This window comes from Streptomyces sp. NPDC001100, from assembly GCF_053598575.1.
This window is the reverse complement of sequence record NZ_JBSFKO010000003.1, coordinates 138530-163161: the sequence shown is the minus strand read 5'-3', so window position 1 is coordinate 163161 and position 24632 is coordinate 138530. Positions and strand designations below refer to the sequence as shown.

18 protein-coding genes and 2 pseudogenes are annotated in these 24632 nt (G+C 69.0%); 9 read left to right on the top strand and 11 right to left on the bottom strand.

Annotated features, from left to right (window positions below; translation table 11 throughout):
• Nucleotides 1-426 precede the first annotated feature (426 nt).
• Nucleotides 427-3288, bottom strand: coding sequence for a hypothetical protein (locus ACWDEW_RS05230; protein ID WP_450509784.1), 2862 nt, complete (start codon nucleotides 3286-3288; stop codon nucleotides 427-429).
• A 310-nt stretch (nucleotides 3289-3598) separates the two neighbouring features.
• Nucleotides 3599-4439: pseudogene (locus tag ACWDEW_RS05225) on the bottom strand (undecaprenyl-diphosphate phosphatase).
• Nucleotides 4440-4611: 172 nt separating this feature from the next.
• Here ACWDEW_RS05225 and ACWDEW_RS05220 point away from each other — a divergent pair.
• The gene (locus ACWDEW_RS05220; protein WP_450509782.1) at nucleotides 4612-5034 is read left to right on the top strand and encodes a YkvA family protein; all 423 of its coding nucleotides are present in this window, start codon (nucleotides 4612-4614) and stop codon (nucleotides 5032-5034) included.
• A gap of 38 nt (nucleotides 5035-5072) precedes the next feature.
• Here ACWDEW_RS05220 and ACWDEW_RS05215 read toward each other — a convergent pair whose 3' ends face one another.
• Nucleotides 5073-5618 (bottom strand): hypothetical protein, encoded by a 546-nt coding sequence (locus ACWDEW_RS05215; RefSeq protein WP_450509780.1) that lies wholly within the window; start codon nucleotides 5616-5618, stop codon nucleotides 5073-5075.
• 420 nt (nucleotides 5619-6038) lie between these two features.
• Entirely contained in the window at nucleotides 6039-6605 is a 567-nt protein-coding gene (locus tag ACWDEW_RS05210; protein ID WP_450509778.1) for a Chromate resistance protein ChrB, read from the bottom strand.
• A 234-nt stretch (nucleotides 6606-6839) separates the two neighbouring features.
• Between ACWDEW_RS05210 and ACWDEW_RS05205 the strand changes: the two genes are divergently transcribed.
• Nucleotides 6840-9497 carry a glycosyl hydrolase gene (locus ACWDEW_RS05205; protein ID WP_450509777.1) on the top strand — a complete coding sequence of 886 codons (2658 nt, stop codon included), beginning with the start codon at nucleotides 6840-6842 and terminating at the stop codon, nucleotides 9495-9497.
• A gap of 38 nt (nucleotides 9498-9535) precedes the next feature.
• Here ACWDEW_RS05205 and ACWDEW_RS05200 read toward each other — a convergent pair whose 3' ends face one another.
• On the bottom strand, nucleotides 9536-9850 hold the full coding sequence (locus tag ACWDEW_RS05200) for an acetyl-CoA synthetase (RefSeq protein WP_450509775.1): 315 nt from the start codon (nucleotides 9848-9850) through the stop codon (nucleotides 9536-9538).
• 791 nt (nucleotides 9851-10641) lie between these two features.
• On the opposite strand from ACWDEW_RS05200, the gene ACWDEW_RS05195 reads away from it, so the two are divergent.
• Complete coding sequence (locus ACWDEW_RS05195) at nucleotides 10642-12156, top strand: exo-alpha-sialidase (RefSeq protein ID WP_450509774.1); 1515 nt, start codon at nucleotides 10642-10644, stop codon at nucleotides 12154-12156.
• A 66-nt stretch (nucleotides 12157-12222) separates the two neighbouring features.
• Here the strand turns inward: ACWDEW_RS05195 and ACWDEW_RS05190 are convergent, their stop codons facing one another.
• Together ACWDEW_RS05190 and ACWDEW_RS05185 are read right to left on the bottom strand one after the other, a co-directional pair.
• Complete coding sequence (locus ACWDEW_RS05190) at nucleotides 12223-12378, bottom strand: hypothetical protein (RefSeq protein WP_450509772.1); 156 nt, start codon at nucleotides 12376-12378, stop codon at nucleotides 12223-12225.
• The gene (locus ACWDEW_RS05185) at nucleotides 12375-12629 is read right to left on the bottom strand and encodes a hypothetical protein (RefSeq protein WP_450509770.1); all 255 of its coding nucleotides are present in this window, start codon (nucleotides 12627-12629) and stop codon (nucleotides 12375-12377) included. The genes ACWDEW_RS05190 and ACWDEW_RS05185 overlap by 4 nt, the downstream gene beginning before the upstream one ends.
• 84 nt (nucleotides 12630-12713) lie before the next feature.
• Between ACWDEW_RS05185 and ACWDEW_RS05180 the strand changes: the two genes are divergently transcribed.
• Nucleotides 12714-16124: a choice-of-anchor D domain-containing protein gene (locus ACWDEW_RS05180; protein WP_450509768.1), complete on the top strand. Its 3411-nt coding sequence runs from the start codon at nucleotides 12714-12716 to the stop codon at nucleotides 16122-16124.
• A 37-nt stretch (nucleotides 16125-16161) separates the two neighbouring features.
• Here ACWDEW_RS05180 and ACWDEW_RS05175 read toward each other — a convergent pair.
• Nucleotides 16162-16904 (bottom strand): annotated as a pseudogene (locus ACWDEW_RS05175) (IS5 family transposase).
• A gap of 184 nt (nucleotides 16905-17088) precedes the next feature.
• Between ACWDEW_RS05175 and ACWDEW_RS05170 the strand changes: the two are divergent.
• Entirely contained in the window at nucleotides 17089-18423 is a 1335-nt protein-coding gene (locus ACWDEW_RS05170) for a putative antirestriction adenine methyltransferase (protein ID WP_450509766.1), read from the top strand.
• Nucleotides 18424-18425: 2 nt separating this feature from the next.
• Nucleotides 18426-19325 (top strand): ParB N-terminal domain-containing protein, encoded by a 900-nt coding sequence (locus ACWDEW_RS05165; RefSeq protein WP_450509764.1) that lies wholly within the window; start codon nucleotides 18426-18428, stop codon nucleotides 19323-19325.
• Here the strand turns inward: ACWDEW_RS05165 and ACWDEW_RS05160 are convergent.
• The 3 genes from ACWDEW_RS05160 to ACWDEW_RS05150 form a co-directional block, all read right to left on the bottom strand.
• Complete coding sequence (locus ACWDEW_RS05160) at nucleotides 19322-20275, bottom strand: IS481 family transposase (RefSeq protein WP_450509762.1); 954 nt, start codon at nucleotides 20273-20275, stop codon at nucleotides 19322-19324. The two genes, ACWDEW_RS05165 and ACWDEW_RS05160, sit on opposite strands and share 4 nt — an antisense overlap.
• 260 nt (nucleotides 20276-20535) lie before the next feature.
• Nucleotides 20536-21177: an NADPH-dependent F420 reductase gene (locus ACWDEW_RS05155; protein WP_450509760.1), complete on the bottom strand. Its 642-nt coding sequence runs from the start codon at nucleotides 21175-21177 to the stop codon at nucleotides 20536-20538.
• Nucleotides 21174-22142: an NADP-dependent oxidoreductase gene (locus ACWDEW_RS05150; protein ID WP_450509758.1), complete on the bottom strand. Its 969-nt coding sequence runs from the start codon at nucleotides 22140-22142 to the stop codon at nucleotides 21174-21176. Before ACWDEW_RS05150 ends, ACWDEW_RS05155 begins: the two co-directional genes overlap by 4 nt.
• A 70-nt stretch (nucleotides 22143-22212) precedes the next feature.
• Between ACWDEW_RS05150 and ACWDEW_RS05145 the strand changes: the two genes are divergently transcribed.
• The 3 genes from ACWDEW_RS05145 to ACWDEW_RS05135 all read left to right on the top strand — a co-directional run bounded on the left by ACWDEW_RS05145 (nucleotide 22213) and on the right by ACWDEW_RS05135 (nucleotide 24626).
• Nucleotides 22213-23226 carry a GlxA family transcriptional regulator gene (locus ACWDEW_RS05145; protein WP_450509756.1) on the top strand — a complete coding sequence of 338 codons (1014 nt, stop codon included), beginning with the start codon at nucleotides 22213-22215 and terminating at the stop codon, nucleotides 23224-23226.
• Nucleotides 23227-23625: 399 nt separating this feature from the next.
• Nucleotides 23626-24375 (top strand): hypothetical protein, encoded by a 750-nt coding sequence (locus ACWDEW_RS05140; protein ID WP_450509754.1) that lies wholly within the window; start codon nucleotides 23626-23628, stop codon nucleotides 24373-24375.
• 53 nt (nucleotides 24376-24428) lie between these two features.
• On the top strand, nucleotides 24429-24626 hold the full coding sequence (locus ACWDEW_RS05135; RefSeq protein ID WP_450509752.1) for a hypothetical protein: 198 nt from the start codon (nucleotides 24429-24431) through the stop codon (nucleotides 24624-24626).
• Nucleotides 24627-24632: the final 6 nt, after the last annotated feature.

Sequence of the window (24632 nt, the reverse complement as noted above, 5' to 3'; positions counted from 1 at the left end):
TCAGCGGCACGGTCTCCCACGCGCGATCATCCGCTCCGGCATCCCCCCTCACCTGGCTGCGGCCCAGCCACACCAGTGCCGCGAAAGGAAACCGTGGCCGCGACGTCGTGGCCGAGAACTTGAGCCGTACCGCTGACGACACAACGAGGCGCGACAGTTCCCCGCAGCCTTCGGCGGCAACCGCGAAACCCTAAGGGTCCGAGCGCCCGCGCCACAGGAATGCGAGGCGACCCGCTTTCCCAGGGGATCACCATCCACGGCGGCCACGCTTCACCGGTGAGCGGCGGCTTCCACGGGATCCGCCGATGTCCCAGGCCAGGCAGCACACGCCGCGGCTGACGTACTGCCACCTGCCCCGGAACACGTCGCCGAATCCCGGGGTTCGCTGAGGCCCCCGGCGCGAAGCGGCAACGGGCAGCGGGCTTCTTACAGCGCCAGGCCGGGTGGCAGGCGCAGGCCGGTGGTGCCGTCGTAGCGGCCCAGGTCCTGGCTGGCGGCGAGGTGGTCGGGGTCGGTGACGCGGACGGTGATGGCGTGGGTGCCGGGGCTGAGGGTGCGCACGTCGAGAGAGCCGCCGGTGGAGGCGGCGGGGGTGCCGTCGACGAGCCAGGTGATGGCGGTCTCGGTGAGCGCGCCGTGCTGGGGTGAGGTGCCCTGGGCGTGCAGGAGCGGGCCGTCGGTGGGGCCCAGGAGGAGGCGCGGGGGCCGCTTGGGGAGGGCGAAGGGCGGGGTCTGGACATAGGAGGTGTGGAAGCCGTTGGTGGCGACGACCTGCACGAGGCAGTGCTCGTCACCGGGCAGGTCGCGCAGGTCCAGGTCGAAGGCGGTGTCGGTGAGGTTCACGCCCACCCACTGGGCGATGGTCCCGGAGGTGTTGGTGAAGCGGACGTAGTAGGTGGAGGGCGGCGGGGTGCCGGGGCCGTCGCCGACCGGCCGCCAGCTCAGGTGCAGGACGCCCGCGGTGTCGATCTCCGGGAGCGCGACGCCGCGGGTGAGGACGAAGTGCGGCGGGCGTGGCGGTACGACGAGCGCGCCGAGTTCGGTGCCGTCCCGGCGCAGCACGACGCGATGGGTCTGGGCCTCGTACGGGAGGCGGGCGCTGAATGGGGCGCTGTCGGCCTCGGCCGAGGGGAAGGACGGGTCGGTCGCCGCGGTGGCCAGCACGTGTCCGGCGGCGTCCTCCAGCGAGACGGTGTACGACGGCGCGGCAGCGTCCGTGGCCTCCACCTGCTGTGGCGGCGGCTCGGTGAAGGTGCGCAGCGCCGGGCCGAAGTTCACGGTGCCGGAGCGGGACAGGCGCCCGCGGACGCGGACGAACGGACCCGGGAAGGGCTGGCTCGCCGGGATCGAGGTGGACGGCATGACGGCCCTGGGTGAGACCGGCCGGCCGGCGGCGTCGGCCCCCGCCGGGAAGATGATGTGGTTCAAGCGGAGCCACAGCTTGCTCCAGTGGTAGCCGCTGATCCACTTGTCCTCGAAGCCGCAGTAGCTCATGAAGTCGCCGGTGGAGGCGGGCCAGACGGTCATCGAGTGCGGGTCGACACCGACGTCGCCGAGTCTGCCGTCCTTGGGGACGAAGTTGTCGTCGACGTCGGCCGGGCTGCCGCACGGCGCGTGCTTGAGGCCCCACAAGTGGGCCAGTTCGTGGGCGAAGGTGACAGTGAAGTTCTGGCCGAAGGCGACATGTTCGCTCTGCCGGGCCCGGCCCGAAATACTGCCCAGATAAACGGAGTTGTCGACCATGGCATACAGGAACTTGTAGTCCGCGGCCTCTTCCTGGACGTCCTCCAGGTCCTCCATGAAGTCGTTCCAGCCGTCCTCGCCCGTCAGGTCACGGCTGGTGGTGATGACCTCCTGGCCCGGCAGGATCCAGTACCGGATGCTCGCGGCCGGGTCGTCCGCGATGGGATAGCGCAGCGGCAGGGTGTTGGCGGTCCTGATGTAGTCGGCGTCCGACGGCGGCGCGATCGAACCGACCTGGACCCGCACCATGAGGATATCGACCACCGGCGAGGGATGGAAGTCGACCGCGATCTCGACCGGGTTGCTGACCGTGCCGGCCACGGTGGCCTGCACCACCAGCACGGCGTGGCCGGTGGCCTTGTCGGCCGGGATGAGGAAGTTGAGGGTGTGGGCCAACTGGCCGCGGTCGACCTGGGCGATCGGGCGGGCGGTGACCGGCGCGGTGGGCCCGGTGGTGAACGTACTGCCGTTGAGGGTCAGGGTGCCGCTCACCCCGCCCACGGTGCCGCCGCCCTCGCCGGGGTCGATGCCGGAGTCGAGGTAGACCCGGACCAGGGTCGCCTTGCCGGCCACCAGCGGGAGGGTGTTGTCGGCGCCGAGCGCGGACTGGAAGTGCTGGATGGCCTGGGTGACCTCGACACCGGTGATCTCCAGGTCGGGGGTGGCGTCGGGCGGCAGGACCTCGCTGGTCATGGTGATCAGGAAGCCGGAGTTGCCGTTGTCGGTCTCCGTGGGGCCCAGCTGCCGGTTGCCCAGGGTGAGCGGGTCGACCGGGTCGATGACCGCGACGGCGCCGCCCAGCAGGTTTTCGTGGGCGGTGTTGTCCGGCCAGTCGTTGTCGTCGTCCGCGTAGCCGAGCACGGCGATCTGGGTGGGTCCGCCGACCGTCAGGTCCACCACGGTGCTGACCGCGCCGGCCGTCAGCGGGTAGCGGTGCACCTCGTCGACCTTGGCACCGCCGTTGTTCCAGCGCAGCAACTCCTTGTCGAGCGCGGGCACTCCGCCCTGCGCCGGGGCGAACGCGTAGACGTACACGGCGACATGGGTGTCGCCGGCCTCCTCGTCCTCCAGCAGCACCAGGTCCTTGAACGTCAGCCGCACCTGGCCGCGCTGCGGGGGCGGCACGACGTGGACCTGCGCGGTCACGTCGTATCCGGTGTGGCCCTGGTCGGTGGTGGTCGGGCCGAAGAGCAGGCTGCCCAGGGTGCTCGGATCACGGGGGTCGATGAGCAGGTCGGCGCTGCCGAGGAAGTTCTCGTGTCCGCCCTCGTCCGGCCACAGATTGTCGTCGTCGGTGTAGGCGCTGACGCTCAGCGTGCCCACCCCGTCCAGTTCGAAATCGACGACCGGGTTGTTCGCCGTGTCCACCTGCAGGCTGTAGCCGCGGACCTCGTCGACCTTCTGGTACTGGTTGTTCCAGCGGAAGGCTCCCAGCTGGTTGCCGGCGGCGTCCTTGACCGTGGCGTACATGGCCATATGGGTGTCGCCGGCCTCCTCGTCCTCGAACAGCGACAGCGACTGGAACGTCAGACGGATCCGCGGCATACTCTCGCCTCCGGCGACTCGCAACAGAAGTGCCCGGCCTACCACCGGCCCAAGCTGATTTCACAGCAGGCACACAAGGAACGCTCCTCGTCGCCGCGGCGACCCGTCAAGACGAAATGGGTGTTCTAGTGCAAAATGAGCCAACCGTAAATCCATGCGCCCCTTTCCGTTGAGGAGCACTGTCCTCACCTCGGGAAGCGCCTGCCTGGTCGACCGTCAACAGCCTTGCAGTGCCGCGCGGTTCACCGGCGCTCGGGCGCGCGGACGTGGTTCACGCCGGGTCCTTGACGGGGGTGTGATGTCCGGGGGTTCAGCCGGTGGAGCCCGCGCCCGGGGCGAGCGTGCCGACGGTGACCAGGGCGATGATGGCGATCCCGAGCAGCACCCGGTAGGCGACGAACGGGGTGAAGCTGTGGTGCGAGATGTACTTGAGGAACCACGACACCGCCGCGTACCCGACGCCGAAGGCGATCGCGGTGGCCAGCAGGGTCGGCCCCCACGCCGGGGCGGGCCCCTCCCCGATCTTGAACAGCTCCAGCACCCCGGACGCCAGCACGGCGGGGATGGCGAGGAGGAACGAGTAGGGCGGCGCCCTCGCGGCTGTAGCCCATGAATAGGCCCGCGCTGATCGTGCCGCCCGACCGGGAGACGCCCGGGATCAGGGCGAGGGCCTGGGCGAAGCCGTAGCCGAGGGCCTGTGGGAAGGTGAGTTCGGTGATCGGCTTGGCGTAGCGCACCGCTCGCATGCGGTCCGCCGCCGCGAGGGCCAGGCCGAAGACGACCAGTGTGGTGCCCACGATGCGGAGGTCGCGCAGTGAGGTCTCGATGGTGTTCTGGAACGCCGCGCCGAGGATGCCGATGGGCAGGGTGCCGACGATGACGAACCAGCCCATCCGCGCATTCGGATCCTTGCGCCGTTCCGGCCGGAACAGGGAGACGCTCCAGGCGCCGATGATGTTCGCGATGTCGCGGCAGAAGTAGATCAGCACGGCGCTCTCCGTGCCCAGCTGGATCACGGCGGTGAACGCCGCCCCCGGGTCCTGCCATCCGGCGAGGGCGGAGAACACCCGCAGATGCGCGCTGGAGGAGACGGGCAGAAACTCCGTCAGCCCCTGCAGAAGGCCCAGAACAACAGCATGGAACCAGGCCATGGCGCCAGACCCTACAGCGTGTAGGGTCCGAGTCTTTCCAGGTCACGGTGCGGGGGTGGCTGCGGGACCGACGGGGGGTGCGGTCCCGCAGCCGATGGGGATGTTACACCCGTAACATGGTTCCCGGGGGCGGGCTTCGCGTCCGATCGGGCGACGACTGGCGGAGTGAGCAGTGAGCGATGTGTGGCAGATACTGATCGGTATTGCCATCGGCCTGCTGGCGTGCTGGCTGATCCTGCTCGCCGCCCTGGCGATCGCCCGCCCCAAGGGCAATCTGCTGACCGAATCCGTCCGCCTCCTGCCCGACCTGCTCCGCCTCATCTCACGCCTGGCCAGCGACCGCGAACTATCCCGCCGCACCCGCTGGCTGCTGTGGATCCTGGCCGGTTACCTGGCCATGCCCATCGACCTGATCCCCGACTTCATCCCGGTCCTCGGCTACGCGGACGACGCGATCGCCGTCGCCATCGTCCTGCGGGCGGTCATCCGGCAGGCCGGCCCCGAGGCCCTGACCCGCCACTGGCCCGGCACCGACGACGGACTGAGCGTCGTACGTCGTCTCGCCGGGCTTCCTTCCGTCCCGCACCAGGAATAGCGCGCGGCGACTGTTGCCTGCCGCCAGGCCGTCCGGCGCTATCGGTCCCGCACGTCCGCGTCGAGGTGACGCAGCAGGAAGGACATCACCGCACGCTCCAGCGAGGCGCGTTCCCCGTCGTCCCGCGTTCGCCTCGCACAGGAATCCTCGCCGGTGAGCGATTCGCCCTCGACTCCGGAGCAGCGGTACGTCGCGTTCAGCAGCCAGGCGAGATTGCCCGCCGACGCTCCCGCCGCCACGGCTGCCACGATCAGCCCTGCCGTGGCCAGTGCGTCGCCCATCTGCGGGCGCCGGTCGAGGGTGTGCAGACTGAACCCGCTCATCAAATACACGCCTGCGGCTACGACACCAAGACTCAGAAAGAGTGCCGCCAGAGCGAACATCAGCCCGCGCTTCTCGTGCGCAGCGGCGGTTTCCATGATGTCGGTGCGCCCCCTCACGGCCTTGGCACGGAGCTGCTCCAGCGTGAGCGGCGCCCCTGTGCGACTGGCGGCGGTCAGGATCTCCGGGGCACTGAGAGCCTGATCCACGATGCGTTCGAAGGCTGCATTACGCGTCTCCGACGTGAATTTGGGCTCCTGCACAGAGTCCCCCGATCAGTGCTGAGCACGGCAGGCGACGCAAACCCTACAACATGTAGGGTTTGCGTCGGGCTCAGGCCCTCACTCACCACGTACGGGTGATGATCCGAACGTCATACGCTCCGTCTCCGACTGCCCCTGTCGCGCCCCTGCAGTAGCCACGCAGGGCCCTCACCCTTCCCTCCGCCTCAACGGCAGCCTTCGCCCTCGCCCTGGTCTCGGTGGTGGCCGGCTGCGGCTGGGGTGCTGCTCCTGCCCGTGTTCACCGCCCTGTTCGCGCTCCGCATGGCGATTCCGGTCCTCACCCTGGCGCAGATCGTCAGCCATGCCAGCCGCACCGTGCTCAACTGCCGTGACCTGCAAGGGCCGTTGATCGACCGCTTCGCTCTCTGTGCGATACCCCGGACTCTGAACTGCACCCCGTCAGAGTGGCTCGCTCGCGCCGTCCGCGTCCTCACCCGCCAGGGCCGCCGTCTCGAACGCGACCAGCGCCTCACCGGCCCGCGCCAGCTCCGCCCGCACGCGCTCGCCCTGCGGGGCACCGAAGTAGTCCCGGGCCCCAATCTTCGCCACCCAGGAGCGGAACCGCTCCAGATCCGCCTCCGACTCCTCCACCTCCGCGAAGATCGCCCGCCCGCGCCCGGACTCCATCTCCAGCTCCGCGAAGAACGACGGCAGCCGCTCCAGCACCTCCGTGTACTCACGGTCGACCGCAGCGGTCATCTCCCCTGCCAGTTCGCGGCGTTCACCCTCGTCGCTGACCTGGATGTGCACCACGCGCATCCGCCCGCCGTCGGCCCGCACCCGCTCGCCCAGCTCCGCCGCAGCGGCGGCTACTACAGGCCGGTCGGGCAGCAGGCACACCGACTGCTGCAGATACAGCGCCCCCAGTCCCTTCAGCTTCCGCCACACCTGCATCCGCAACGCCGGTGCCGCCCCCGCCGTCGTCACCGACACCAGCAGCCACTGCCCATCCACCTCATTCGCCACACTGCGACCGTAACCCGGACACAGTGAGGGGCCAGACTCTGGGCCAGGACGGAATCGCCGCCATCCGCGTCCCTGGCTGTGCCGCTCCTCGGTTGCGGCGCGACACGGAGCCGACTTTCGGCCACCCCTAGTGACAGGTTCTGGTCAAAGACTTGTCCAAGTAGCGGACGCCTCCTGCCGCCGGTGATCGGGTTCTGTGCGACGGCTATGACCACCCGTTCTTCGGAGGACCTGGTGTCAGCACCAACCCGCAAGAGACGATGGCTCACGATCTGTGCCATCAGCGCATCCGCCGCCCTTGTGGCGATACCCGCCGGCGCCGCGCCCGGCTCGGGCGGCACCCCCTTCGGGGTCCGCGCACTGGCTCAACTCGCCGCCGAACGAGGGCAGTCGGTGGCTGCCGTCAGCCCCAAGGCGAAAGCCGAGGACGACGGCGGCGGTGACGACGGCAACGAGGCCGACGAGATAGCCGAGGGCGCCGACCAGTACACAGAGGCCCGCACCTCACCCGGCATCGTCGCACCGGGCGCGTACGGAGCCGCCTGGACGAGTCTGACCAACCTGCCGAGCACCGGCGGCAGTTGGCGCAACATCACCGACCTGCCGTACAACTCCGACGACCCGCGCTACCGCGACTACGACTCCAACTCCAGTGGCGGATCGGGCAATGTGACCGGCCGGATAGCCGCCGTGGCCGCCGACGACGACGGATACGTCTTTGCGGGCAGCGCGGGCGGTGGCGTGTGGCGTTCCCGTAGCGGAGGCGGGCACTGGCAGCCCATCAGCGACAAGCTGCCCTCGCAGTCCACCGGCGCGCTCGCGCTCGACGGCGGCGGGCGCCTGTGGCTGGGCACCGGCGAGGCGAACACCAACGCCGACGCCTACCTCGGCAGCGGTGTCTACGTCCTGTCCCACCCCCGCCACGGCACGTTCTCCGCCCGCAGCCGGGTCGGCGGCGACGAGCTGGAATCCACCACCGTCCGCCAGTTGCGTTTCGGCGGCGGCAAGGTGTGGGCCGCGACCAGCGAGGGCGTGTGGAGCCACTCCACGAAGACGCTCAAGGGCGCGTGGAAGCTGGAGTTCGCGCCCAACCCCGACTACCTGCCCGGGGGATCGAAGGCGACCGACGCCAGCGCCGCATACAAGAACATCACCAACGACATCGCGATCGACCCGAAGAACCCCTCCAAGGTGGTCCTCGCGGTCGGCTGGCGCAGCGGTGACGACTACAACGGCTTCTACGCCAAGGACGCCGGCGGCACCTGGACCCGGATCACCATCGGCTTCGGCGATCTGCCGACCGACGCCGCCAATGTCGGCACGGTCACGTTCGCCCGTTCCGCCGACGGCTCGCGCTACTACGCCATCGACGAGTCGCCCGCGCAGATGGTCGCCAACCCCGACAGCGGCCTTCAGGGCATCTACAGTGCCGGCTCGCCGTTCGGTCCCTGGACGAAGGTCGCCGACTACACGCAGCTGGCCGCCGACGGCTCGGCGCTCACCTCCAGCGGCTATATGCCGGGCGTGCAGTCCTGGTACAACCAGTTCCTGACCGTCGACCCGAACGACTCGAAGCACGTCTACGCGGGCCTTGAGGAGGTCCACGAGACCAAGGACGGCGGCACCAACTGGTCGACCGTCGGCCCGTACTGGAACTTCGGCTTCCCCTGCTGGAGCATCGACCCCACCAAGCAGACCGGCGACTGCAACCAGACCACCCACCCCGACCAGCACGGCGTCGCGATCGGCAGCTACCACGGCAAGAGCTTCGTCTACGTCGGCAACGACGGCGGCGTCTACAAGCGCCCGCTCGACGGTTCCCAGGACGCCTCCGGCCACGCCACCGACTGGACCTCCCTCAACGACGGCACCATCGACACCCTCCAGTACTACTCGGTCGGCGTCGGCAAGGACCTGACCTACGGCGGCGTCTCCGTCACCGGCGGCCTCCAGGACAACGGCCAGTCGATCCTGCGCAGCAACGACACCGTCATGGGCTCCAACTTCGGCGGCGACGGCGGCGACACCCTCACCGACCCGGCCAACGGCTGCAACCTCGCCGAGGAGTACGTCTACCTCGCGATCCAGGTGACCCAGAACTGCGCGGTGAACGACGGCAGTTGGGTCACCGACCCCAGCAAGATCACGTCGTACAACGTCGCCCCCGCCGACAACGCCACCGGCGAGGCCCGCTTCATCGCCCCGATCACGGCCGACGCGAAGAACCCGGCGACCTGGATCGCCGGCGGCCGGCACATCTGGGTGCAGACCCACGGCTACGCCATCCGCAGCGGCGACGAGTGGACCAGCGTGTACGACCTCGGCGCCGGCCGCACCGCGACGGCCGTCGCGGCCTCGGGCGGCAAGGTGTACGCGGCCTGGTGCGGGCCCTGCAACAACCAGGGCTTCGCGCGCGGCATCTCCGTCGGCAACGCGGACGGCACCGGCTGGCACGACATCACCCTGCCCAGCACGGGCGCGGACGGCACCGTACCCAACCGCTACCTCGCCGGCTTCGCCGTCGACCCGAAGAACGCCGACCACGTCTACCTCGCGGTCAACGGCTTCTCCCGGCACTGGACCGAGGGCCCCGGCGCCGGCGTGGGCCACGTCTTCGAGTCCACCGACGGCGGCACCACCTGGAAGGACATCTCGAAGAACCTCCCCGACGTGCCGACGAACTCCGCGGTCGTCACCTCCAACGGCGGCCTCGCCGTCGCCACCGACCTCGGCGTCGTCTACCGCGCACCGGGCCGTACGACCTGGCAGCGCGTCGGGAACCTCCCGGCGGTCGCCGTACTCCAGTTGAAGCTGAGCCCCGACGGGAAGACGCTGTATGCGGCCACTCACGGGCGCGGCATCTACACGATCAAGGTGAGCGACTGCAAGTGACCTAGCAAGGTCGCAGGGGTGATCCCGGGTCTCCGGGATCACCCCTGCGTCGTGTACGGCACCACGCTCACGTGCAGCGTGAAGGCGACGCGCGCAGCGCCCGCCACGTCCGGTGCCTTCGCCGTCGCCGTGATCTTCGCGGTACCACCCCGGGTACCCGCACAGCGCAGCGAGGCGCGGGCCGAGCCGTCCGACTCCGGCTGCCACTCGGACACAAGGGCGAAGACCGGAGCAGAGCTCTGTACCGCCGTCCACCGTTTGTCGTCCGTACGGGACTTCAGGACGAGGGCCACCACCGTCCCGGGCCGTACGCAGAGTCGCTGCTTGACCGCGTCGCCAGGGCTGACGGCCACTGTGGTGGAGCCCGCGACGCACCCTGGGGACGTGGAGGCTGTCCCATGAGAGGCCGGGGCTCGCGTCGACGGTGCTGTTGCCGACCTTGTGGCAGAGGGCGAGCTGGGGACTTCCGGCGTACCGGGGCCGCTCTCCGAGGGGGTGGCGGTGGGTGAACCGGTCGAAGGACGCGGCGGCGGCGAGTCCGCCTTCGAATCGTCGCCTCCGCCTCCGCAAGCGGTCAGAACACAGGAGAGGGCAACCAGGACGGTCGCGAGCGAGGTCCAGGATCCGCGACCCCGTCTGCAGTCCTCCAGCGTCATGACCACTCCCTATGCGCCTCCGAGCGTCACTGCGACGTCCTCGGCCGCTGTTCGGTTCCCGTCGCCCGAGGAGAAGCGGGGGGTCTCAGCGTAGGTCCGAGGCGAAGAGGATGCAGATCACCGCCGAGCGGACTTCGGCCGGCTACCGGCTTTACACCGCCCGCGACGCCGAACTGCTGGCCTTTATCCGCCGTCCCCGTGGCAGCGGCTGCCTGTAAAACGTGGTGCGGCAAGGCGGGCCATCGGGGTGTTCGAGGGTCAAGGGGGCGTCAATTCCCTGTGGTTCGAGTGGTGTTGCACCGGAAAGCGTTGACATGGTCATGCATGCCGCAGCAGAGTGGCGGCGTCCTTCAGCACGTCCTGCACGATGTTCGGTTCGGCCGGGCTCCGCCCGCCCTGATGGCGCGGACGTGTACGAGGCATGCTCCCGACCCCACTGCGCGACGCACCGATGCCGGACGTGCCCCTTCTTCGAAAGGGAACGGATCATGTCCCTGGCATCCCTGCTCCACCGCCTGGCGAGACCCGGCCTGGTGACCGCGGCCCTCGCGGCCGGCGTGCTGGCCCTGTCGACGACCACCGCCACCGCCGCGCCCGCCCTCACCCAGATCAGCACCGACCCCTACACCAACACCACCAGCCAGCACGCCACCGAGGTCGAGCCGGACACCTTCTCCTACGGCTCCACGATCGTCTCCGCCTTCCAGGTCGGCCGGTTCAACGACGGCGGCTCCTCCAACATCGGCTTCTCCACCTCCACCGACGGCGGCACCACCTGGACCAAGGGCTTCCTGCCCGGCATCACCACCCAGGCGGGCGGCACCTTCCAGCGGGTCAGCGACCCCTCAGTGGCCTACGACGCCAAACACAACACCTGGCTGATCTCCACCATCCCCATCACCTCGTCCGTCACCGTCCCCGAGGTCTTCACCAGCCGCTCCACCGACGGCGGACTGACCTGGAGCAACCCCGTCATCACCGCGACCGGCTCCAGTCTCGACAAGAACTGGATCGTCTGCGACAACACCGCCACGAGCGCCTTCTACGGCAACTGTTACACCGAGTACGACAACAACGGCGACGGCGACCGTCTGAAGATGACCACGTCGAGCGACGGCGGTCTCACCTGGGGTGCTTCGAAGAACACCGGCAACAACGCCACCGGCCTGGGCGGCCAGCCCGTCGTCCAGCCCAACGGCACGGTGATCGTCCCGGCCTCCAACGCCTCCGAGACGTCGATCCTCTCCTTCCGGTCCACCAACGGCGGCAGTACCTGGACCTCGACCACCACCATCGCCACCGTCAGCACGTTCACCGTGCACGGGGGCCTGCGCAGCGGCCCGCTGCCCTCCGCCGAGATCGACGCCGCCGGCAAGGCGTACGTGGTCTGGCAGGACTGCCGCTTCCGTGCGAGCGGGGGCTCCTGCACCTCCAACGACATCGTGATGTCCACGACCACCAACGGCACCACCTGGTCGGCAGTGACCCGCATCCCGATCGACGCCACGACCAGCACCGTCGACCACTTCATCCCCGGCCTCGCCGTCGACCCGGCCACCTCGGGCACCACCGCCCACCTGGCGCTGGCGTACTACTACCACCCGGTCGCCAACTGCACCGCCGCCACCTGCCAGCTGGACGTCGGATACGTCTCCTCGACCAACGGCGGCAGCACCTGGACGCCGCCGACCCAGCTGGCCGGCCCGATGACCCACTCCTGGCTGGCGGGCACCACGCAGGGCACCATGGTCGGCGACTACATCTCCACGTCCTTCTCCGGCGGAACGGCCCACCCCGTCTTCGCCGTCGCCTCGGCCCCCAGCGGGTCGGTCTTCAACGAGGCGATGTACACACCGACTTCGGGCCTCACCGCAGCGGCAGGCACCGCCACCGCCACGACCGCCACCGCACGTGACAACGCCTTCTCGGCCCGTCTGGCCGCGATCGCCTACGCGCAGTGGCTGGCCAACGGCGGCACCGGGGGCGGCGAGGACAGCCCCTGACCGACAGACCATGAACGCAACAGCCGCCCCGGCACGTCTTGCCGGGGCGGCTGTTGCGTCTCAGGTTCAGCGGATACCTGAGTCGAAGGAGATGGTGACCGTGGTGAACCGTCCGCTCCTGACGGTGACGGACACCGGCTGGGCGGTCGGGACGACGGCGCTGGTGGTTTCGGTGACCGTCCGTCCGCCGTCGCCGCTGGTGATGGTCAGCCGGGCGCTCAAAGGACGGTCGGGGCAGGGGCTGTGGTCGCGAGCCATCGGGCAGCCGCCGTCGACCGTGGTGCGGCCCTTGATCCCCGCACCACGCCGTCGGCGCTGGCGCAGTTCTGGCCGCTGTCGCGGGTGTAGAAGCTGTAGGTGGGGACGGTGCGGTCCCACCACGAGTAGTTGCCGGAGTTCTCCGGCCGGGCGAACACGCGGAAGGAACTGCCGTTGGTCTGGCCCCAGTGGCGGTGATCTGTTCCAGGCGTCACGCTGGATTACAGGGACGTCGTGGAAGACGCTTCCTGATGCCCTCAGCCACACAGATTTCGGGCGAGCACGGCGGAGGTCAGACCATGACCCAGCATCCGACCACCGAGATGGCTCTCAGGACGCGCTTGCACGAGGCGCACCGGCTGGCAACGGCGAGAACGGACGCGGTGCTCAACCGTGAGGCCTGGCTTCAGGCGCTGCAGCAAGCCGAGGGGCTGGAACACGGTGCCATGCGCCTGCACAGCACTGGCTTCGGCGGTGGCGCCGGAAGTGGTCCGCTGGTCGCGGCGGAGTGGCTGCAGGTGGGGCCGGCACCGATCCGCGAGACTCTGGGCGACCGCCCCGCGCCGGTGGCGGGACGCGTTTACGACGTCGCCATCGATCCGCGAGGCAGCAGCGACCAAACAATCTACGTCGCCACGGCGGGGGGCATCTGGAAGAGCCTCGACAGCGGTGCCACCTGGGCACCGAAAACCGATCGCCTGCCGTGGAACCAGATGAGCGCAGTGGCCCTCGACCCCGTCAACCCGGACATCGTGTATGCGGGCGGCATCTTCGGGACCCGCTTCCCGTCGCTATTCCGCTCGGTCGACGGCGGCGACACATGGAGCACTATCGGCGGAACCGCCATGGTTGGCACCGACGTGGTGCGCATCGTCCTCCCCTCCAAGGGGGTGGTTGTGGTGGGCACCTTCATCCATGGGGTGTACCGCTCCGCCAACGACGGTTCCACCTTCGGCAACAACGCCGGCATTTATGACAACAACGCACCCATCCTGGGCGGCATACTCTCGGACCTGCACCTCGACACCGCGACGCCGAGCACGGTGTACGCATGCATCGAGGGGTCGGGCATCTACAAGTCGACCGACGCCGGCGCCAGTTTCCCCACCAATCTGTTCGCCAACCCGGGTGCGCCGGCCGCTGGTACCTACGACACCGTGACCATGACGCAGTCGACAAAGCCCGACCACCACACCCTCTACGCGACGGCGTCGACGCAGAGTACCCAGACCTGGGTGGGGCTGTTCAAATCGACCAACGACGGCGGCAATTGGACGCTCAAGCCCGCAGCCAAGGCGGCCGCCACCGGCGGACAGTTCGGCTTCGACCAGACCATCGGCGTCGACCCGCAGGACGCCAGGCGGCTCTACCTCGGCTTCCAGGAACTGCACCTGTCCACTGACGGCGGCGACAACTTCACCCCGGCATCGGTGACCGCGGGCAAGGTCCACGTCGACCACCACGCCATCATCTTCACCCCGCAACCCCACTGGGGCGCGCCGCCCACCCGCCTGTACGTCGGCACCGACGGCGGCACCGCGGTCAGCGGCGACGGCGGGAGCACCTGGACCAACCTCAACGAGGGCGTCGCCACCCTCCTCGTCCGCTGGGGCGGCCTCGACATCGGCCGGCATTCGGCGGTGAACAACGGCTACAGCTACGCCGGCTCGCTGGACAACGGCACCGTGCAGCGCGCGCCCGGCATGCCCGGCATCGACTGGGCTCCTCGGCTCGGCGGCGACGGCGGCTGGGTGGCCGTCGACCCCTTCGTTCCACTGAATGTCTTCGCCACCGACAACGACGTCTTCTTGCGCAGCACCGACGGTGGCATGTCGTGGGCTTTCGCGGCGGGCATCACACCCGGTTTCGTCAAAGCCATTGCCGTCGATCCCGGCGACGGCAGCCGGGTTTACGTCGCCGGCGGCCCAGAGGGCGTCTATGGCCCGCAGCTGCTGCAGAGCACCGACCACGGCGCCAACTTCACCAGCATCCACACCTTCCCCGCCGCTATCCTCAGCATCGCGCCCGTGTATGGCAGCGGCGGCGAGAGCGTGTGGGTGGGATTGTCCGACGGCTCGATGTGGCGGACCGACAACGCGCTGATGGGTACGGGGTCGACGTGGAACTCGTACTCGACTGGGTTGCATGAAGGCGGCGTCTCCAGCATCGCTGTCGATCCTCTCGATCCGAGGCGCGTGATGGTAGGAGCCGGGGGCTACTCGGATATCGCGCCGCCCAACCGCAGCCGGCACGTCTACCTGACCACCGACAACGGCATGACCTGGGTCGACGCCAGCGGCACCGACGGCGGTCCGGTAGCCACCAACCTGCCCGACCTACCCGTCCACAGCGTTGCCATGGACCCGGGCTCAAGCAACGGCCTGTTCGGCATCACCAGGTCCGAAAGCCTGATCGTCGCGGTCGGGCTGTTCGGGACCGTCATGACGTCAGCCGACGGGATCACCTGGACGGCGCAGGTCTCGGACGCCTACGACGCGCTGGTCGACGTGGTCTGGACGGGCTCGCAGTTCGTTGTAGTCGGCGTGGGCGGGACCATCCTCACCTCACCGGACGGGATCACCTGGACCACACGCAAGGCGGGACCCCCCGGGGAGGCGCTGCAGGGTGTGGCCTGGTCCGGGGCGGTGTTGGTTGCCACCTCTGCGTCGGGCGGCACGGTCTACCGCTCGCCGGACGGCGTCACCTGGACGCCGGTCAACAACGCGGCCCCGCAGGCGCTGCTCGACATCACCTGGGGCCACGGCCAGTTCGTCGCGGTTGGGTATTCCGGCACCGTGGTCACCTCGCCGGACGGTCTCGCCTGGACCCCGCATGCGGCCCCGACGGCGGCCAACCTCGTCTCCGTCGTCTGGTCGGGTACGCAGTATGTGGCCACCGGCATCGGCACCATCCTGACCTCGCCGGACGGCAACACCTGGACCGCACGCGTGTCGCCGACCTCCAACGAGATCAACGACGTGGCGTGGTCGGGCGTGCGCTTCGTCGGCGCGGTCAACACCGGTGAGGTGGTCACCTCGCCGGACGGGGTCACCTGGGCGCTGCGGGCGACAGGGTCGGTCTACCGGCTCAATGCGATGCTCTGGAGGGGCTCGGAGTTCATCGCTGTCGGCGACTTCGGTACCGTGCTCACCTCCGTGGACGGGCTGGCGTGGACAGAGCACCGTATTCCCCTCGTGCCGCCGACGTTGATCTGCGGCAACGAGACCGGCGTGCTGTTCAGCACCGATGACGGTGCGACCTGGCGCGTGCTCGGCGTAGGACTGCCCACTGCGAGCTGCGTGGCGCTCGCCCTCGACTGGTCTCGCACGCCGTCGCTACTGCGCGTCGGCACGGAGGGCCGCAGCGTCTTCGAGCTCTTCGCATCAGCGGGCCCCCGGGTGGCCGTCGTCGCCAACCTCGGGTTCGCAAAGGTGGCGGTGGGCAGCTCGGCTAACCTGGTGGCCAAGGTGTTCAACGCTGGATCGACGCCGCTCAGCGTGACCGGCTTCGCGCCGGCCTCGGGCAGTCTGGCCTTCTCTCTCACCAGCAGCCCCGGCTTCCCGTTCACCCTGCAGCCTGGCAAGGAGCAGGACCTCACCGTGCACTTCCAGCCCACCGCGGCGGGGATCGCCAAAGCGATCTTCCACCTCACCAGCAGCGACCCGGGCAATCCCACTGTGTCGGTCAAGATGAGCGGTACCGGGACGTAGGAATCCGCCGCAACTGAGTGGGCGTTAAGACCGTGTCCTACGTGGTGGGGCGGACGAGGCGTTTGTAGTAGCAGCGGGCGGCGGCGAGTCCGAGAAGGGCCAGGTAGTTCCAGGTAGTTGCGGGGATGGCGCTCGCTGGATTCGATGCCCTTGCGGGCGATGCGCACTCCGATCCGCTTGCCGCGCAGCCATTTCCCCAGATCGGCTCGGTCGTACGCCTTGTCGGCGTGAAGGCGCTGGGGCTTGAAGTACCGGCCTCGATAAGGGTCGTGTCTCGTTTGGTGACCCTCGCCCATGGGCTTCAGCCCTTCGTCGTGGGTGTTACCGGCCGAGATGCCGACGAGGAGAGGCAGTCCGTTCGCGTCCGACAGAACGTGCATCTTGAAACCCGGCTTGCCCCGGTGCACGGGGCTCGGACCTGTGTGCTCGCCCCTTTTCTCGCCCTGCCGTGGGCGGTGTCGAGGACAATGCGGGTGACGTCGACGAGGCCGGCGTCGTCGAGGCGGTGCAGCACGGCTTCGTGCAGTCGGCCCCAGTCACCAGCTCTCGACCAGATCAGGAACCGGCGGTGAGCAGTCGACTTCGATATCCCGAAGCAGGACAGCAGTTGGCGCCAGGCGCAGCCCCTGACCAGGACGTAGATGATGGCCGCGGAGCGTATCATCAGGCGTGTCCTGAGTCCCGCCACCCGGCGGCCGCACTCTCGACGGCGGGATCAGCGGCTTCGCGGTCTCCCACAGCCCGTCCGGACCAGTCCAAACTCCACGTACCCCGCCCCATGTACGGCCCAACGTCCGCCTCACCACGTGGACACGGTCTAAGTCGGGCGTTGCCAGCCATAGATAGATGACATGATTTAAAATAAATTAACCTATCTCTAGGTTAGGTTCCCGCACGATGCCCGGCCCGGAAATCCGACAGGCCGGGCATCGTCACTCTGTGTAGCGTGCACTCGAGAGGCGAGATGTTTCAAGGCACCATTCCGAGCCCCATGCGCGCCATCGTCCGAGAAACAGCGTCCAGTTGGCCGCGGGGGTCGGTCCACGTCCCGTGTTGCGGCAACTTCACCATCGAACGATCACTGGCCGGCCTGGGCTTCACCCTCCACTCCTCTGACGTGTCGATCTACACCAGCGCGGTCGGCCGTTGGCTCACTCGGCAGCCGGTCGGCATCCAACCGCGTGAGGAAAGCCGAGACGAACTCGGCTGGCTCGCCGACTCCTTGGACGATGGAGTTGGGACCGTTGCCACGCTTATGCTCGGCACCCGGTTCCTCGCCAGCGTTGGCCGCGACGGGCTCTGGCACGAACGCGTGGTGCGCTCCTACCGGGAGCAGTGGAAGGCCAAGCACGCGGAGACGGTCGAGCGGCTGTCCGGGGCGGGCATCGAACTCGCCTCGTACGAGGTGGAGGACGTGCGCTCCTGGCTTCAGAAGGTTCCGCGTGACGCCCCGGTGTGCTCCTTCCCTCCTTTCTACGGCGGTGGCTACGAGAAGCTGTACGAGCCGTTGGAGGCTCACTTCACCTGGGACGCGCCCCAGTACGAGCCGCTGTCGGACGCTGACGTGGTCGATGTGCTCGGCGCGATCACGGACCGCCCGTACTGGCTGACGGCCTCCAACCACGATGTGCCCGAACTGCACCCGTACTTGCGTGGCGTGATCAAGGCGACGCCGCGTGCGGCTCCCTTCTACGTGTACGCCAGTGAGGCCCGGACTCGGATCGTCGCCCCGCGCCAGCCGATCGAGCCGGTGAAGGTTCCTCGACTGCGTGAGGGGGACGAACTGGCGGGCCCGCTCACGCTGTCGCTGCTGAAGCCGGGCCAGTTCAACGCGCTCCGCTCCCGGTACCTCAACCCGAAGATCGCGCCCGGCTCGGCGAACCTGGCCGTCGCGGTCCGGGACGGAGGCGGTCGGCTGCTCGGTGTGTTCGCCATGGCGCCCAGCACGTTCACGCCGGATGAGGCGTACGTGCTCTCGGACTTCGCGGTCGCGCCGACCGACTACCCGCGGCTGTCGAAGCTCATCGTCCTCGCGGCCATGAGTGCCGAGGCGCAGTTGCTGTGCCAGCGGGCGTTCTCACGGCGTATCCGGCGGGTGGCGACCACGGCGTTCAGCAACAACCCGGTGTCGATGAAGTACCGCGGGCTGCTGCGGCTGAACAAGCGCAGCCCGTCGAACGAGGACGGCTGGAAGTTCCAGCTCCAGTACCAGGGGGCCATGGGCCAGCACACGCTGGCCGAGGCCCTTCAGATATGGGCGAAGCGGTGGGGCGCCCCGACGACGAAGACGGGAGTCTGACCATGGAGGACACCACGCGCCTCGCCCCGCCGCAGATGGTGCAGGGCGACCCGCGCACACTGACGCTCCTCGACGTCAACGCGCGTTTCCTGCCGCACGAGCAGTTCCGACAGCTCGTGACGAACATCGAGCGCGACGGCTGCCTGACCTCAACACCGCTGGTGTGGAACGACGTTGAGTCCGGGCGGTTGGTCGTGCTGTCCGGCAACCACCGGACGCTCGCGGCGATCGAGGCCGGCCTGTCGTCGATCTGGTGGATGCAGATCGACGAGCCACTGCCCCGCCAACGGCAGATCGCGCTCCAGCTCTCCCACAACGCGATAGCGGGGCAGGACGATCCGGCGATCCTCAAGGAGCTGTACGACGAGCTGGAGTCGGTGGAGTGGCGGCAGTACACCGGCCTGGACGACAAGACCCTGGACCTGCTGGAGAAGGTGGACGTCGCCTCCCTCGGCGAGGCGAACCTCGACTTCGCCAGCGTGCAGTTCATGTTCCTGCCCGGTGAACTGGAGCGCGCGGAGGCCGCGTTCGACGCGGCCCGGTCGATGGCTACGGCGGACCAGCGGTGGGTGGCCGGGCTGGAGCAGTACGAGCCGGTGCTCGACGCGTTGGAGACCTCGCGGGCCGCGTACAAGATCGGCAACAGCGCGACGGCGCTGGGCGTGATCCTCGCGGTGTTCGAGCGGCATGTGGGTGAGTTGGCGGAGGGCTGGTTCGACGCGGCCTCCGGGGAGGCGAGCCGGGCGGGCACGGCGCCGCTGGAGACGGTGTTCGGGGTGCGTGCTGTGCCGGTGGAGACGGCGGCGGCCGCACGAGTAGCGATCGACCGGATGGTTCAGGACGGCACGGTGCCGGCTGGCGAGCCGTGGCGGGTATTGGAAGTCCTGGCTGCCCGGAGCTAGATGGGCTGACCCGCGAGGTTGGGGACGCGACTGGCGGGTGATTGGCCCTTGAGCGCGGTGTGTCCGCGATGGTGGTTGTAGGTGTGCAGCCAGAGAGGGTAGGCATCGCGTCGTTCGGATTCGGACCGGTAGGACTTGGCGTAGGCCCACTCGTCGAGGAGGGTGCGGTTGAACCGTTCAACCTTGCCGTTGGTCTGGGGGCGGTAGGGGCGGGTCCGCTTGTGTGAAATCCCTTGTTCGGCAAGTGAGTTGCGCCAGAGGTGGGACCTGTAGCAGGAGCCGTTGTCGGTCAGGACTCGGCGGACGGTGATTCCGGCAGTGGTGAAGAAGGTGTGGGCCCGCTGCCAGAATCCGACGGCGGTTTCCTTCTTCTCGTCGACCAGGATCTCGCTATAGGCGAGCCGGGAGTGGTCGTCGATGGCGTTGTGCAGGAAGCTCATGCCCGCCTTTGCGCGGTTCTTGCGGCCCGCCTGTCGGCCGAGGACCTTGTGACCGCCGCCGTCGGGGATGTTGCCGAGCTTTTTGACGTCGACGTGCACGAGGTCGCCCGGGGCCGCATGTTCGTAGCGGCGGATCACCCGGCCGGTGGCTCGGTCCAGGTGGGCCAGGCGGGCGAGACCGTAGCGCGTCAGGACGCGGTGGACGGTGGCCGGGTTCAGTCCGAGGAGGTAGGCAATGCGGGCAGGGCCCCAGCGGCGCAGGATGCGGACCTTGATGATCCGACGCTCGGTACGGGTGGGGGTCCGGCGTGGGCTGCGGTGAGGCCGTGAGGAGCGGTCGGCCATACCGGCCTCGCCGAGCTCGCGGTAGCGGGTGGCCCACCGCTGGGCCGTGGTGGGCGAGACCTGGAAGCGTTCGGCGGCCCGCCGCAGCGGCCAGCCGTCCTCGACGACGCAGCGGGCCAGACGCAGGCGGCCGGTCTCGGTCAGGGGTGCATTGCGGTGGACCATGCGGGGACTTTCTGGCTCTGAAGATGACGATGGCCGGGTGCACGGGGTCGATCCCGTGCACCCGGCCGTGGTGCTGGCTGTGAGTCAGCGGCCTGCGGTGAGCTCCGGCTTGCCGGTAGCGCGGCTCGTCTCGCCCCGGCAGCAGCGGCCACGATGGCGTTCGCGCCCGCGTCCTGTGGGGGTGCTTTGGCGTCGCGGTTGTGGGTGACGGCACACGCGTGGGCGCGCGACGCACGCCGGAGTTGGATTGCCGCGTCAGGTCACGCGATCCGGGGGGCCTCGGCCAGCCGAGCCCGCAGGTCAGCAGTGCCCACGGCGGCGAGGAAGGCGGGACGGTCGAACTCGGCACGCCAGCTTTCCGAGAGCGGGCCGAGATTCACGGTGTCGAAGCCGAACCGATCGTAGAGTTCCGTGACGAACGCAGCCGCCTCGGGGAAGTCGCTGGCGGTCGCGAGTGCTCGCCGTCCCGGAGCGCCGCTGGGGCGGCCTTCGGTAGTGATGTCGGCCGCAGCGATGTGGTTGAAGCCCTTGGCGACTTCGGCGCCTTCGAGGTGCTGCTGCACCAGCCCGGACGTGGTCATCTCGCCCGTGTCCAGGGCAGGGATGTGGCCGTCGCGGGGTGGGTAGTAGTTGATAGCGTCGATGACGATCTTGCCTCGGAGCGGTGCAACGGGCAGGTCTCGGTATGCCGCCATCGGGATGCCTGCCATGACGATGTCCGCGTCCAGCGCGGCCTGGACGACGGTCGCTGCGCGCGCCGTAGGCCCCAGCTCGGCGATCAGGTCCGCCAGTGACTCGGGCCCGCGCGCGTTGCTGAGGATGACGTCGTAGCCGAGCGACACGGCCTTCCTGGCGACCTGGCCGGCGACACTGCCCGCGCCGATGAAGCCGATCGTCGTCACGACGCGCTGCCGGTCCGCGGGCGGACGGTGAGCACCAGCTTGCCGGTGGCACCGCCCGACTCGGCCAGCGCGTGGGCCTTGGCGGCCTCGGTGAGCGGGAAGGTGGCGGCGACGTGCGGGCGCAGCCGCCCGCCCTCGGCGAGAGCGGCGAGGCCCGCCATGCCGGACCGGTCGTGCTCGACGACCAGGTTCCTGGCCTGCACCCCCAACTCGGCGGCGCGTGCGGTCACTTCGTCGAACTCGACGGGCAGGCTGGAGACCAGGATGCCGCCGGGCTTGAGGGTCTCCAAGGAGCGCAGCCGGTCGGTGCCGCCGACCACGTCCAGGACCACGTCGATGTCCTGGGTCTTCTTGACGACGTCGGCGGTGCGGTAGTCGATGACCTCGTCGGCCCCCAGGCCGCGCACCAGGTCGCACTTGTCGCCGGACGCCGTGCCGATCACGTACGCACCGCGCGCCTTGGCGACCTGCACCGCGATGTGCCCGATCCCGCCGGCCGCGCCGAGCACCAGCACCCGCTGCCCCGGCCGCAGATCGGCGGTGTCGACCAGCGTCTGCCAGGCGACCAGGCCTGCCATCGGCAGCGCGGCGGCCTCGGCGTGGCTCAGCTCCGCGGGCTTGGGCGCGAAGGCACGGACGGGCCCAGTGACGTACTCGGCATAGGCTCCGGCGCCGTCCGGGTACGGCAGCATGCCGAACACCTCATCGCCCACCTCGAAGAGCGAGACGCCCAGGCCGACCGCCTTGACGACACCGGACACGTCCCAGCCGAGCGTGAAGGGCGGCTGGCCCAGGAACAGGCCGAGCCTGCGGTGCTGGCCGTCGGTGGGGTTGATTCCGGCGGCGTGTACGGCGACGAGGACCTGTCCGACGCCGGGCTCCGGGCGCTCGCGCTCGACCGGGTGGAGTACCTCCGGGTCTCCGAGCGTGTTCTGGCTGATGACCTGCATGGTGTGCGTTTTCATGGTTCCAGGCTGCGGCAGGTGCCCTGACCTCGCCAATGGCAAGATGGTCATAAACCCATAGAATCGTGCCATGGTCGCGCTCGAACCTCTCGCCACCCCCGGTGCGCCGCCGCACCGGGTCGTCGTCCTCGCGCTCGACGGCGTGTACCTCTTTGACCTGGGCATCCCCGAACGGGTCTTCGGCGGGGTCCACTACGCCGGGGTTGCGGGGGCGTACGAGGTGATCGGCTGCGCCGCGACCGAGGACCGTACGGTCACGACCAGCACCGGCCTCGCCCTCACCCTCGACCATGGGCCCGAGGCGCTGGAGAGCGCCGACACCGTCATCCTCCCGCCCTACGACCTGAGCCACTTCACGGTCGACCTGCCCGAGCCGGTCCGCTCGGCGCTCGCCCGCATCCGCCCGGGGGCCCGCATTGTCTCCCTGTGCACCGGCGCCTTCACCCTGGCCGCCGCCGGGCTGCTCGACGGACGTCCCGCGACCACGCACTGGGCGCTCGCGGACGACTTCCGCCAGCTGTTCCCCCGCGTGGCGCTGGACCCCGACGTGCTGTTCGTCGACGACGGCGATGTGCTCACCTCGGCCGGCGTCGCCTCCGGGGTCGACGCCTGCCTGCACCTGGTGCGCCGCGATCACGGCAGCGCCGTCGCCAACCAGGTCGCCCGGCAGTGCGTGGTTCCGCCCTGGCGCGAGGGCGGCCAGGCCCAGTTCATCATCCAGCCCATGCCCACGGAGAGGGACGAAGGCACCGGCGCCACCCGCGCCTGGGCCCTGGAACGCCTTGACCAGTCGCTTGCTCTGAGAGAGCTTGCCGCGCACGCCCGGATGAGCCCGCGCACCTTCTCCCGCCGCTTCCAGGAAGAAACGGGCACCAGCCCAGGACGCTGGCTGACCCAGCAGCGGCTCAACCACGCGCGCCATCTCCTGGAAACCACCGACCTCACGGTCGACCGGGTCGCCGCAGAGGTCGGCTTCGCCACAGCGAACTCACTGCGCCAGCATCTACACGCAGCGATCGGAGTCACACCCCAGGCGTACCGCACCACGTTCCGAGGCCGCAGCGAGATGCCTGGCGAGGAGTAAGCACCTCGCCCATCAGCGACGGGATCGACCACGCACGGTTGCGGGCAATATCGCCAGCAGGCCCCCCACGCGCACAAGTCGCGCCCTGTCACCAACCTCCATGGATAGAACACCTAGGCGTGCCCTAGAGGTGTTGGTGTACCCGGTCTCGTAGCGTCGGTGCGGCTTGGTAGCCAACTGTCGCCAGGTGTGCCCCACTTACGCAGAACGGCCTGTCTCATCCTCCCGGTACGCTTGGTGTGCGAGCCGAGGGCGGAAGGGGGCAGTGACGTGAACGAAGAGGGTCGGCCGCTGCCTCCGTGGCTTGAAGATGAGACTTCTGAGATCCCTGCTGACCGCACGACGCCGGCGGACGCCTCGCGGGACGGTGGGCTGGGCGCGTCCATCCAGAGCGGAGTCGTGGCCGACGTTCTGAGCCGAGCGTATGCGGCCGCCGCGCAAGAACTGCAAGGTCAGCAGCGATGTGAGACTTCGGCAGCGTTCCGGCCGATGAACCCGTGTCCTGCCTTTGTTTATCGGCACGAAGACCGAAGCGTGTCCGTGCGGGCACGGGAAACGGTGCGGGCGGCGTCCCTGTTCGACCTCTACCAAGACCTGTCCCGACGGCGAAGCCGCCCTTCGATTGGCCGCTTCGGTATCGGGGTCAAGACGGTGCTGAGTGCCCGAGAGGCCGTCGATAGGGATAACGGACTGATCATGGCGGTGGCCGGATCCGGGAAGTCCGCCGTGATGAAGAGCTTTGTGGCGGGGCTGTGGAGCCTGCTGCGAGGCGAGACGGTCTTGCTGCCGATGAACGACTTCGACTGCCTGAGCAACAACATGGATTTCCTGCGCACCGAAGAGCCCCGCTCGGGGAGCGAGGGCGTGTCCTGGCAGCGCACCGTCTACCGCCTCGGCCGGGCCATCGGGCTCACGCGTCGCGAGGCGCGCAACATCAAGAGCCTGTTGCTCGCATTGATCGGGCTACGAGGTGTGGCCATCCGTGAGCACCGGGACAGACTCGCCCAACTCGGTTCCAGGGGGCTGGTGTACCTCCGTACAGCCCTGACGAGCGCGAGCACGCGGAATGCGCCACCGCGTGATGCCGTCGTGCGGATGCTCGGGAAGACCGGGTCTCGAAGCCTGCCGCCTATGTACCGCACAGCGTGACCTTTGTTTGACTCTGAGGTCGCGCCCGGTCCGCGGCCTGGAGAAGACAGCGCATGTACATGCAGGTTGTGAGACTGCTGCCGGACGATGCGGCAGAGTGGGTGGGCTTCGCGCTCCTTCTGTTCATGTTCACCCTGTTCGTGACCGTGGTGATCGCACTGTTCCGTGCGGACAGGAAGGACGTCGTGGACGTCATCGAGGCGGCGGCGAACTGGCTGCCATGGAGGCCGAGGAAGCGGAATCGTCGATAACGGGTG